This is a genomic window from Bacillus sp. A260 (assembly GCF_009861435.1).
GTDB lineage: Bacteria > Bacillota > Bacilli > Bacillales > Bacillaceae_G > Bacillus_A > Bacillus_A cereus.
The window spans coordinates 3034821-3047957 of record NZ_CP046398.1 but is presented as its reverse complement, the minus strand read 5'-3'; the positions used below and the strand labels follow the sequence as shown (position 1 = coordinate 3047957).

Below are 13137 nucleotides of genomic sequence, written 5' to 3'. Positions count from 1 at the left end.
ATTTAGAAAATTTAGATAAAAAATAATATTTGACATATTCTTACTACTGGTGGAATAATGAACATTGTATTTTAGAAAAATTAAATTCTTAGTTAATTGGAGGTAGGATTATTATGAAATATGCAGTGCTCACAAATGATTTACAGTACGATTTGGTTAATAAAAATGAGGATAGAATTGCAGCTGTGGAGGCGTTTACGCCTAAAATGGTGTCTTTCTTAGATACTATGAGAGAAAATGATGTTTCTATTATTCACCTGCAGTTAATTAACTTAGAAGATGATCCGAAAGCTGAACGATATGGTGATTTTTTACCAGTCACAAAGGGATCTAAAGGTGCAGAAATCTTACCTGAGTTTCTTCATGAAAAAGATATTATTATGGAGAAAAATAAGGATAGTGGCTTTTTTGAGACAAATCTTGATGAAACCTTAAAAAAATTAGGAGTAGATACAATTATTATTACGGGTATGCAAACTCAAATTTGTGTCCAAACAACTGCAGCGGATGGATTTTTCCGTGGTTATAATGTAATCGTACCAGAAGATGCAGTTGTTTCAGCGAAGGCTGAAGATAAGGAACGAGCTTTAAAATGGTTAGGTTCATATTGTGCAAAGATTATGAGTATCGAGGAAATCTGCAATTCAATTTCTAAAAATGAAGATATTTCTTTTGATGGAGTTGCAATTCCGTAAGTAAATACGTTGTAATATCACTTGTTCTATGTAGCAAGTGATATTATTTTTCAAAAATAAAAATGAAAAGGAGTTTTAATAAATGAAATTAACTAAAGATTTAGAAAATATAATTTTAGACCATGGAACAGGAGGACTATTGAGTCAGGATTTAATTAGTTCAATTATTACTGCAAAACTAGAAGATGTTCACCTTGGAAAAATGGAGGATAGTGCCATTCTTGAGGTAAGTAGTAGAAGATTGGCGATGACAACAGACTCTTTTGTTATTGATCCTATCTTTTTTGGTGAAGGGAATATAGGTAAAGTAGCAGTTTGTGGAACGGTTAATGATTTAGCGGTTAGTGGTGCAAAACCACTTTATCTATCATTGGCATTAGTACTAGAAGAGGGTTTTCCAATTAAAGATTTGGAAGAAATATTAGATTCTATAAGAGAGACCGCGAAAGAAGCTGGAGTGTATATTGTTGCTGGTGATACAAAAGTTGTTAAAAAAGGTGAAGTAGACAAAATCTTTATTAATACAACTGGAATAGGAGTTTTTGAAGGAGATGTATCACCGTTTTCGGTAAACTCTATTCAAGAAGGTGACGATATCATTATAACAGGACAACTAGGAAACCATAGTATACATATCCTTTCTATCAGAGAAGGATTAGGGTTTGAACAGAGAATAAATAGTGATTGTGCACCATTAAATCATATGATATCAGAGTTGAAAAATCTTTTTGGTGATTCTATACATTGTATGCGAGATATTACAAGAGGCGGGCTAGGTACAGTTTTAAATGAAGTCTCAGAAACAATTAATACTGGAATAAAAATACAAGAAAGAGATATTCCTATGTTAGCAGAAACTATTATGGCTGCCGAAATGTTAGGTGTTAATCCAATGTATCTAGCTAATGAGGGCAATGTTTGTATGTTTGTCTCTCCAGAGGTAAGTGAGGAAGTCGTGAGGGTATTAAAAAATACTAAATATGGTAAAGAAGCTGCGGTAATTGGTAAAGTTAATCAAACAAAAGAAAGACAAGTGCTCATGGAAGCAAAATCAGGTGAATTGAAACTCATTGAGTTATTATATGGGGCAGAATTACCTCGATTATGTTAGGAGACAATTTATGAAAAAAGTAATAAATATGTTTATAAAAAAGTATCAAGTTAAAGGCATTGTGCAAGGTGTTGGTTTTAGACCTTTCGTATATAGGATAGCAAAAAAGTATCATCTAAACGGATGGGTGTTAAATGATTCAAATGGAGTGCTTATAGAAGTAGAAGGGGAACAAAATAATATTACGCATTTTATTCATGATATTGAATTTAATTCCCCAGAATTGGCTTATGTGCAAGAGGTTAAATTAATAGAGGAACAAGAATCCAACAATCGTTATAGCTCTTTTGATATTTTGAGTAGCCAAAAACATAGTAGTAGGCAAACTTTAATATCTCCTGATACTTATGTATGTAATGAATGTTTAGACGAATTATTTGATCCAACGAATAGAAGGTTTCGTTATCCATTTATTAATTGTACAAATTGTGGACCTAGATATTCAATAATAAAAGATATTCCTTATGATAGACCATATACTACAATGGCCAAATTTCCTATGTGCAAAGAGTGTGATAAAGAATACAAAGACATATTGGATCGGAGATTCCATGCCCAACCAAATGCTTGCTGGAAATGTGGACCACAAGTTCAATTGAAAACAACAGATGGTACAAATGTCTCCACTGATAATCCAATAGAAAAAACAATTGATTTGTTGAAAAAGGGGAAAATCCTAGCTATTAAAGGGTTAGGTGGATATCACTTAGTTGTAGATCCAATGAATCATGAAGCTGTAAAAGAATTAAGAAAAAGAAAAAAACGGGATGAAAAACCTTTTGCTTTAATGTCATCTCAATTAGATGATGTGAAAAATTTTGCTGAAATAACAAAAAATGAAGAAACTTTATTAGTTTCTAAAGAACGACCAATTGTGTTATTGAACAAAAAGGATAATGAGTTTATTTCTTTAGATGTTGCACCAAATAATAATAATTATGGGGTAATGTTAGCCTATACACCACTTCATCATCTTATTTTAAGAGGGAATTTTATTGCATTAATAGCTACGAGCGCCAATGTTTCTGATGAACCTATTGTATATAAAGATGGAGATGCAATTGAGCAGCTAAAGGGAATTGCAGATTATTATTTAGTACACAATAGGGAGATATTCACTAGAGTAGATGACTCTATTGTTAGGGGTATTGATTTAGATGATGAAGTAATAAAACTACAAATAATTCGTCGCGCTAGAGGTTATGTACCAAACCCAATTGATTTTAAAGAAGGATCAACTAATGTACTTGCTTTAGGAGCAGAATTAAAGAATACGATTTGCCTAACTAAAGACGAAAAAGCTTTTATTAGTCATCATATTGGTGATTTAAAAAACTATAAAATTTATGAATCGTTTAAAAATACTATAGCTCACTTACAAAAAATCTTTGAAATTAGTCCTTCTGTAATTGCAAGTGATCTTCATCCTGATTTTTATAGTACAAAATATGCATTTGATCAAAAAGTTTTACCAGTTGTACAGGTTCAGCATCATCATGCCCACATGGCTTCTTGTATGGTTGATAATCAATTAGATGGTCCTGTTTTAGGAGTTATTTTAGATGGTACGGGTTATGGTGATGATGGGAATATTTGGGGTGGAGAGTTTTTAATCGGTGATTTTCTTAATTATCAAAGAGCGGCATATATCGATTACTTTCAGCTGCCAGGCGGTGATAAAGCTGTTAAAGAACCGTATAGAATTGCTTTAGGAATATTGACGCAAATATATGGTGAACAAGTCAAAGAATTACCAATAAAGATAATTTCAGAGCGAAATAGTTTTGAACTAGATGTACTTATAAAAATGATTCAAAAAGGAATTAATTCTCCTCTTACTTCAAGTATGGGAAGGCTTTTTGATGCTGTTTCAGCACTATTGGGTGTCCGTGAAACAGTCCAATATGAAGGACAGGCTGCTATTGAGTTGGAGCAAGCGATTGATATCAATAATTCTTCCAATCCTTTATTATCATATGAAATAGTTGCTTCGAATGGAATTAGAAAAATCGATATAAAACCTATGTTTAAAGAGTTGGTATCTTTGATACTTAAAGATAAGTATACCAAGGGTGAATTGAGCTATCGTTTTCATTATACAATGGTTCAAATGATTACAGAAACCTGTAAACAAATTCGTCAAGAAACAGGGATTAATAAACTAGTTCTTAGTGGGGGAGTATTTTTAAATAAGTTTTTACTTGTAGAAACCTATAAGTCACTTAAGGCTTGTAAATTCGAGGTTTACATGCACAAACAAGTACCTACCAATGATGGGGGAATCTCTCTTGGTCAAGCAGCAATAGCAGCTCATCGCTATAAAGATATGCATTCGGTATAAATTTACAATAGCAATTATATAACTTTTCATTATTCTTTGTGAGTATAGTAAAAACGAAAAATTAGGAGGTGCTCTTTTATGGTAGTTAGTTCAAAAATGGATATATTTAATGAACTAGAATCCCAAGTTCGAAGTTATAGCAGAAGCTTTCCAACGATCTTCACTAAGTCTAAAGGATATAAATTATGGGATGTAGATGGAAAAGAGTATATTGACTTTTTCTCAGGTGCTGGTGCTCTTAATTATGGACATAATGATGATAAAATGAAACAGGTATTAATAGATTATCTTTTAGAAGATGGTATTATTCATAGTCTTGATATGGGAACAAGTGCTAAAGTGAATTTTTTAAAGCACTTTAACAAAATTATTTTGGAACCACGTGATTTAAACTATAAAATTATGTTTCCTGGTCCAACAGGTACAAATTCTGTTGAAAGTGCACTGAAAATTGCTCGAAAAGTGACTGGACGAACAAATATCATAAGTTTTTCAAATGCTTTTCATGGAATGAGTTTAGGATCACTTTCGATAACGAGTAATCATTTTAAGAGAAAGGGTGCTGGAGTACCACTAAATAATAGTATTATCATGCCGTATGAAAATTATTTAGATTCCCTTAATTCTTTATCCTATTTAGAAAAAGTATTAGGCGATAGTGGAAGTGGAGTGGATTTACCTGCTGCAATTATTCTAGAAACAGTTCAAGGTGAGGGTGGTTTAAATACGGCTAGTTCCCAATGGTTAAAGGGAATTGACAGACTGTGTAAAAAATATAATATATTATTGATTGTCGATGATATTCAAGCAGGGTGCGGACGTACGGGGACATTTTTTAGCTTTGAACCTGCGAGCATTAAACCAGACATAATTTGTTTGTCAAAATCTATAAGTGGCATTGGCCTTCCGATGGCTATTACACTAATTAAACCGGAATATGATAAGTGGGAACCAGGAGAACATAATGGAACGTTTCGAGGGAATAATCTAGCATTTTTAGCAGCTACAGAAGCATTGAGTTATTGGAAAGATATAGAGTTTATTAATGCTTTAAAATGGAAAAGTGAAAAAATCACTAGCTTTCTTAATGAGATTTGTTTGAAATACCCCCAACTTCAAGGAGAAGTACGAGGGAGAGGCTTTATGCAGGGCATAGCGTGTAATACTTTTGGAATAGCTAAAAAGATTTGCTCAGTTGCATTTGAAAATGGTCTAATTATTGAAACATCTGGACCTAATGATGAAGTTATTAAGTTGTTACCTTCTTTAACAATAGACTTAGAAGGATTAAGTAAAGGATTGGAAATGTTAGAGGATAGTATTTCTACTATTTTAAAAGAGGTAACTCACTAAGTTTGAACGACTCGCACTTAATAACCTTGCGAACCGTTTGCAGTAGTTGCGGTAGAAGAAGGAAAAGAAGCGGCCCACAAAGTGGATCTAACATTCTCATCTATTATGAGAGATTTAGATAAAATAATAAGTCAAATTCAAGAAGTTTCTGCATTAACAGAAGAGATATCTGCCGGCACAGAAGAAGTAAGTGCATCTCTTTCGCTAGTATATCATTCTAAATAATATATGATATTTTAAAATTCAAAACACCTTTCATTCACCATTAAAGAAAGGTGTTTTGAATTTGTTTTTTTAATTGCTTTTATAAATTGCACGTTGATGATGATATTATTTATATATAATCCCCTTATTTTACCTCAAATCGATAGGTGGGGAGAGAATTAATAAATGAGGGAATAATATATAAGGTAGTTGAATTGTAATGATCTATTCAACTATTAAAACAGCAAGTGAAATTTCTATTTATGAAGATAACACTTCTAAATATCCAATTTCATTAGGGTTTTGGGATAAATAATATATAACCTATATAGAAGAGTTAACATCCTGTTTTATAGTAGTAGATAGTTATAAATTAGTACTTTAGGATTCATCAAGAAAAGTTCTTTTTTTCTGAATAATGTATATAAATTCGTGATATTTTATTATTAAACAAAATGTTTTTATATTTTATTAACTTATTACTTTCCATCTTCAATAATCATTTATTACAACAGCTTTAACGTCCAAAATAAGATGTTCCAACATAGGACAATATAAGTATCTTTATAATGATTTTTCAATATAATCAATGTGTTAATGAAAGTAATTCTGTGTTATTTTTACTTTTCTATTAACTAATACAGCTTCAAACAAAGGACATAATTGCTACATACTAAGTGAAATTTATTACCCATTCAAAATTCTGCCTATTCAATCTTTCTAAAAATAAAAAAAGATTGAACTCATAAATATACAAGTTATAATGAGGGCGTCGAGAGATAATATATGACCTCTAGCGAAAATATCAAACCTCGTTTTGGTTCGAAAATTCTAAAGAACTTGCCAGTGAGTTTCTAAAATTTGACATACTGATATGATTACTATATGGAGGGTTGTGGAACAAAAGGAAAGTCTATTCAACTCAAGAAAGAAAGCGCTATCAAAAGGGGTCTTATTTTGAATTGATTATGCTAATAACTTAGATTCAACAGCAATTAAAAATAATAAACCATGGGGGTGCTTATATGAACATAAATGTAGCATCTATTAAAGAAAAAAAGGTTGTTAAATACAAAAGTTGTTTTGATGTGATTGGGCCCATAATGATAGGTCCTTCAAGTTCACATACTGCAGGTGCTTTGTCTATTGGAACAGTTGCTAATAAATTATTTCAAGGTCTTCCAAAAAAAGTTGTGGTAACGTATTATGAATCATTTGCTGAAACCCATAAAGGTCACGGAACTGATTTTGCAATAATTGCTGGTATATTAGGCTTTGCTGCCGATGACAGCAAAGTGCCAGATGCTATTAAAATAGCAGAATCTAAAGGGATTGACATTACTTTTATTGAAAAATCAGGTGATAGTCCTGCGGGTCATCCAAATACGGCAGATGTATATGTAGAGGATGACAGTCGAAGTATTAGAACGATGGGTATTTCAGTCGGTGGTGGATTGATCGAAGTCAAACATGTTGAAATTGACGGATTTAGCTTAGAACTGCAGGGACCATTGCCAGTTGTTATTGCAATTTCAGAAAGAGCTGACTTTGAATTTGTCTTACGCAGGATCTTTAAACAATATGATGTTGAAATTAACAACTTTCATAGTTTGAAAGATAAAACAAAATATTTATATGCATTCGCTTTGGATTCGCTATTGCCTGGTAATGCTCAGAAGGAATTAGGGAATTTAAGCAATATAGCTAATCTTATTATTCTTTAGTTACATTAAGGAGAGAAAAAATATGTATATGGCCATAAAAGAAATTGTGGATGCAGCTAATAAAAGTCAAAAGACAATTTATGAATTAGCAATTGAACAGGAAATCGAACAAACTAAAACTTCTTATGAAGAAGTTTGGAGTAAAATGGAACAAAATTTAGCGACTATGCAAAATGCTATAAATAAAAGTATCGAGGGCGACGGTGTATTTTCTCCAACCGGTTTAACCGGAGGTGATGCAGTTAAAATTAAAAACTATCGAGAAAATAGGAAAACTCTTTCTGGAGATTTGATGGTGTTAGGGATTCAAAGTGCTATCGGCGTTAATGAAGTAAATGCTGCATTAGGAGCTATTTGTGCAACTCCAACAGCGGGTGCGAGTGGGACGATTCCGGGAGTCCTATTTAGTATTAAGGATACGTTGCAGTTAAGTCATGAAGATATGATACATTTTCTATTCACATCAGCGTTATTTGGAACGATAGTAGCAAACAACGCTTGTATTTCAGGAGCGTATGGAGGATGTCAAGCTGAAGTAGGCAGTGCCTCAGCAATGGCGGCTGCAGCTGCGGTAGAAGCTGCAGGTGGAACGCCACAGCAATCTTCTGAAGCTTTTTCGATTGCATTACAAAATTTACTCGGTTTAGTTTGTGATCCGGTCGCTGGTTTGGTAGAAATTCCTTGTGTAAAGAGAAACGCCATTGGAGCGACAAATGCTTTAGCAGCAGCGGACATCGCATTAGCTGGCGTAAACAATATCATCAATGCTGACGAAGTTATTGAAGCGATGTATAGAGTTGGAAGACAGATTCCTCGCGAATTAAGAGAGACAGGTTTAGGTGGAATTGCGGCTACACCTACAGGGATTGCCATTAAAAATAAAATATTTGGGGAGAAACAATCAAATCAATGAACAGTTAACGTCTATATTGTGAAAAAGTTAACAATCTATTCTCTATTGTTCGCTTAAGGATTTCTGGATATTGGGGGAATTATCAATAAAATATCCTACTATATAATTGAAATATTTTGTAAGTGGTAACAAACTCGTCAGGTTGATGCTTCGTTAATTTTTTGAGTCTGATCAACTTAGAAGAAGGATATACGATGTGGCGCACTTTATAAACAAAAAGAACGGTCTATATTCCTATACCTTAAATAAAGACGTAAGAATAGGAAACAAGGAGGAATTAATATATGAATGGGAATACTGCAAAAAACATAGAATTTCAAGCTGATAATACGGCAGTAAAAAATGAAAAATACCTAGACCCTAAAAAATGGCATAAACAGGATACTACCTGGGCATTGAGCCTTTTTGGAACAGCAATTGGAGCAGGGGTACTCTTTTTACCGATTAATGCAGGTTCAGGTGGTTTATTATCATTGCTGTTAATTACCATACTTGCATATCCAGTTATGTACTACTCACATAGGGCGCTTGCTAAAATGATTTACGCTTCGAATTCTGCCGATGAGGGGATTACAGGTACAATAAGAGAATATTTCGGAAATAAAGCAAGTATCATTTTTAACATCGTATATTTCGTCTCCATTTATACGATCGTGCTGATGTACTCGGTCGCACTTACAAATACTGCAAGTAGTTTTATTGTACACCAATTGCACATGCCGGAGCCTCCAAGGGCTATTTTATCACTTGTATTAGTACTCGGTCTTATCACTATACTAAATTTTGGTCAGGATATTACTGTAAAGATAATGAGCATGCTAGTATATCCTTTCATTGCTTCTCTACTTTTTATTGCAATATCTTTAATTCCACAATGGAATACTTCAATGCTAAGTTTTTCAAGTGTTTCTACTGTTTCAACTGGAACAGGGTATTTCGGAACGATTTGGATGATACTACCAATTATCGTATTCTCGTTTAATCATTCTCCTATGATTTCGTCATTTGTTATGAAACAGAGAGCTACGTATGGAATAGACGCTACTGATGCCAAGTGTGCTCAAATACAAAAAGTTTGTTATATTATGACATTCGCTGTTGTTATGTTTTTTGTTTGGAGCAGTACTTTAAGTTTGACTCCAGATGATCTTAAGGTAGCAAAAGAACAGAACTTGTCAATCCTATCATATCTTGCTAATGAGCTTAATTCGCCAGTAATCACGATTGCAGCTCCTATCATTGCGTTTGTGGCTATTACAAAGTCTTTCCTTGGCCATTATATAGGAGCGTATGAGGTAATGCGTGACATGATTATCAAGTCTGGTAAAAAACGTGGGAAAGATATAGGAGAAAAAACAGTTAAGACAATGATTCTTACTTTTGTTGTACTAACATGCTGGTATGTCGCTTATACAAATCCAAGTATTCTTGGAATCATTGATGCTCTTAGCGGTCCGTTAGTCGCTGCTATCTTATGTCTATTACCGATGTATGCGATTCGTAAAGTACCAGTACTAGCAAAATACAGAGGGAAAATGAGTAATGTATTTGTAATTGTTATAGGGATACTTACTGTTCTAGCAAGTATTAAGTCATTATTCTAATTTACTGTAGTTAGTTCTGATGCAAAAATAATAGGATATGAAATGAGAATGAAAGATTCCTAGCGGAACTAAATTATATAGTGTTAAACCAAAGAGATTCTGGTTTTGGACAAACTATTCATCTGGGATAGTTTGTCCTTTTTTGATTATATGCATAACTTCTATTACAGCAATCTTTTTTTAGCTGGTTGTTATGATTTTAATCCAAGCCTATTAGGGTGCTGATCCATGTGCATCAAGCTAATATTTTGAAGTATCCCACATTTGTTTTCTTAGGTTGATGGGAATGGGCCGGTACCCCATGTATGGCGGACAACTAAAATGGCTTTATTTCATCACATGTCCGAAGTCATTGTATCTCCCACTTACTCATTTCGCGTTCCTTGAGGAAGGAGAATTTTTTCGGGGAATAGGTTAAATTAAACTCGGTTTTTAGCACATCATAAATGGTCGGAAAATAAAGGTTGCATAATATATAGTTGCAAATTTCTCATTAATTCTGATGTTAAAGACTATATGAAAATAGTACATTTACAAATAATTAAAAACTGTATATTTAAATTAAACAATATTAAACGAGGTGTAATATTCCGATTATTCATATTGATTATACAAAAAAAAGAAAGAGAATAATAGGCTTGTTATTAATTTCTATTGACCTTAGTATTTAAAGGGTCATAAGAACTTTAACTTTACTACAAAATGTATGCCCTTTCATTTTAGGAGAAAAAATATTTTGGGACATACAAGATAAAGGAGTGATGTTTATAAAAAAAGTTTGTTCCATCAGTATAATTTGTCTCTTTTTTTTATGTTCTTGTTTTAGCTCAAACAGCAAACCCGCATCTAAAAAAGAGAAGAGCGACGAAGCAAAGATTACTAAACAAAAGAATTGGGGATTTAAAGCAATATATTCTGATGAGACTAAGATTAATGACTATAAGTCATTACCTAAAGTCAAAGTAGCAATATTGGATAGTGGGATTAATAAAAATCATCAAGATTTAAAAGGAAAAATTGTAAAAGATTATAATGCTATTAATCCAGGAAACGAAAATGTTGATAATTATGGACATGGGACTGCAGTTGCTGGAATCATAGCCGCCCATGATGATGATTTAGGTCTCACTGGAATATCCCCTAATGCAGAGATTTATGACGTTAAAGTTCTCGATGACAAAGGTTTAGCAGATATTGATACATTAATTAAAGGTATACAATGGTGCATTCAAGAAAATGTGAAAATAATGAATATTAGTTTCGGTGTACAATCAGATAATCCGAAATTAAAAGAAGCTATAGATGAAGCATTAGACAAGGAAATCATAATTGTTGCAGCTTCAGGAAATACATTAGGATTATCAGTTGATTATCCAGCTAAATATGAAAATGTAATATCTGTTTCAGCAATAAAAGAAAATTTAAAACGATCTGGTGTATCTGCAAAAGGGAAAATAGATTATGCAGCTCCCGGAATAAATATCTTAACTACTGATAATAAAGGTGACTATTCATATTATAGTGGTACCTCTTTTGCTACTGCGTATGTTACGGGTACTGTAGCAGTCCTATTAGCACAAAAAGATATAATTTTCAATGGTCAGAATATTAAAACTTATTTAAATGATAAAACTAAAGATCTAGGTGAAAAAGGATATGATTCTGAATATGGTTCTGGATTAATAATGATAGATTGAAAGAGGAGATCGATTAATGAAAAACGTAATTGTTAAAATATTAGTGTTTTCTATGTTACTTACTTTACTTCCTAATATACAATATGTAAAAGCAGATACAGGAATACAAGATAAAGTAACTTCCGTTGATGTAAGTAAAGTGGAATCTGAAGTAAATAAAGAATTAGGAATTGAAGTTTCAAATGAATTAAAGATTAATATAGAAAAAGAAACAGACGAAAAGGTCGTAGTTAATACAACTTTAGACACAACAGATTTATCAGTTTCAACAGATATCGACATGAACCTTGAAACAGGGGGAATTACTGTATTCGGTAAGACGGTTGATGAAAATGGTGAAGAAACCCAACAAAACTTTGATGTTTATGTACAAGAAGTTGAAGGAAATGACTTTATAGCTACATTCGTTGATCAAGAAACAGGAAAAGAATATGAAGTTAATACCCTAAAAGCAAGTGCTTCTATTTGGCCTGTAGTAGTAGCGGCTGTGGCTAGATATGGTATACAATATGCAATAAAAAAGTATGGAAAACAAGCAGTAACTTCAGCAATGAAACAGGTTCCCAAGAGTATAAATAAGGTTGATGATAAATTCCTTAAAAGAAAAGGTATTGATGCTCACGAATTAAAAAGAGACTACTTGGGTAGAAGTGTTAGTATTTCAAAATATGATATCTATGTGGATAAGAAAACAGGAAGACTTTGGATTTACCTAAAAGGTGGAAAAGGAACTCCGATACCAACTGATTCATTTATAAAATAAAAAAATCTAAAGTCATTTGTGAAAAAATGACTTTAGATTTTTAGTTATAATGAATTATAAGTATGAAGTAAAGGATAAAATTTATTATCCTTTACTTCAAATATTAATAGGGATGTGTTAAATAATTTGAGTACATTAATAAATGTAGAACTAGCCATTTTCGGAGAAATATTTAATCCAGAAGAGCTAACTAAACAATTTAATTTAGAACCAACGATGACTTATAAAAAAGGTGAGTTTATTAGAGGTAATTCGTTATTTATTCGGGAAGAAACAAACTGGAGTATTGAAACAGGGTATGAAGAATCTCTTAATGCAGAAGAGGTTGTAAAAAAGTTAATTTCCATATTGGAACATAAAAAAAATGAAATAATTAATATGCAAAGTAAACATAATCTAAAATGCAAATTATCTGTTGTTGTAAAAATAGAAAATAATGAAGTCCCTTCTTTATGTTTTGATCAACATACTATTGGTTTTATCAATAGTATTGGTGCGGAAATTGATATTTGTCTATACTTATTGTAAGTCTAGCGGTAGGATTAAAATATTTGTTAAATGATGCAATGTACCTTTGATAGTGTCTGCGATAAAATGTTTGCCCTAAGCATTAAATTGAATTCTACTTCTGATAAAAGATAGGGCCTTCCTTAAGAGGAGGGTTCTTACAAACTAATTGTATAGGTGAAGATGGACAACAGCAACCAGAAAGTAGCTTTTAATATTAATTGA

The 13137-nt window shown here is 32.5% G+C and carries 11 protein-coding genes; all 11 read left to right on the top strand.

Going from position 1 to position 13137, the window contains the following annotated elements:
• Positions 1-113: 113 nt before the first annotated feature.
• Complete coding sequence (locus tag GD442_RS15315; protein ID WP_000872526.1) at positions 114-695, top strand: cysteine hydrolase family protein; 582 nt, start codon at positions 114-116, stop codon at positions 693-695.
• Between the two features lie 82 nt (positions 696-777).
• A complete protein-coding gene (gene hypE, locus GD442_RS15310) occupies positions 778-1806 on the top strand; it encodes a hydrogenase expression/formation protein HypE (protein WP_159365119.1) in 1029 nt (342 codons plus the stop codon).
• Between the two features lie 10 nt (positions 1807-1816).
• Positions 1817-4147, top strand: coding sequence for a carbamoyltransferase HypF (hypF, locus tag GD442_RS15305; RefSeq protein WP_000755927.1), 2331 nt, complete (start codon positions 1817-1819; stop codon positions 4145-4147).
• A 78-nt stretch (positions 4148-4225) separates the two neighbouring features.
• Positions 4226-5500 (top strand): diaminobutyrate--2-oxoglutarate transaminase, encoded by a 1275-nt coding sequence (gene ectB, locus GD442_RS15300; RefSeq protein ID WP_000261661.1) that lies wholly within the window; start codon positions 4226-4228, stop codon positions 5498-5500.
• 81 nt (positions 5501-5581) lie between these two features.
• Positions 5582-5725 (top strand): hypothetical protein, encoded by a 144-nt coding sequence (locus GD442_RS15295; protein WP_000366276.1) that lies wholly within the window; start codon positions 5582-5584, stop codon positions 5723-5725.
• A 1004-nt stretch (positions 5726-6729) separates the two neighbouring features.
• Entirely contained in the window at positions 6730-7428 is a 699-nt protein-coding gene (gene sdaAB, locus GD442_RS15290) for an L-serine ammonia-lyase, iron-sulfur-dependent subunit beta (RefSeq protein WP_001024894.1), read from the top strand.
• 22 nt (positions 7429-7450) lie between these two features.
• Complete coding sequence (gene sdaAA / locus GD442_RS15285; protein ID WP_000281785.1) at positions 7451-8341, top strand: L-serine ammonia-lyase, iron-sulfur-dependent, subunit alpha; 891 nt, start codon at positions 7451-7453, stop codon at positions 8339-8341.
• 284 nt (positions 8342-8625) lie between these two features.
• Entirely contained in the window at positions 8626-9945 is a 1320-nt protein-coding gene (locus GD442_RS15280; RefSeq protein WP_001014209.1) for an aromatic amino acid transport family protein, read from the top strand.
• A 761-nt stretch (positions 9946-10706) separates the two neighbouring features.
• Complete coding sequence (locus GD442_RS15275) at positions 10707-11642, top strand: S8 family peptidase (protein ID WP_000470028.1); 936 nt, start codon at positions 10707-10709, stop codon at positions 11640-11642.
• Positions 11643-11658: 16 nt separating this feature from the next.
• Positions 11659-12405, top strand: coding sequence for an SAR2788 family putative toxin (locus GD442_RS15270; protein ID WP_000800054.1), 747 nt, complete (start codon positions 11659-11661; stop codon positions 12403-12405).
• A 126-nt stretch (positions 12406-12531) separates the two neighbouring features.
• Positions 12532-12933 carry a DUF4279 domain-containing protein gene (locus GD442_RS15265; RefSeq protein WP_000105603.1) on the top strand — a complete coding sequence of 134 codons (402 nt, stop codon included), beginning with the start codon at positions 12532-12534 and terminating at the stop codon, positions 12931-12933.
• Positions 12934-13137: the final 204 nt, after the last annotated feature.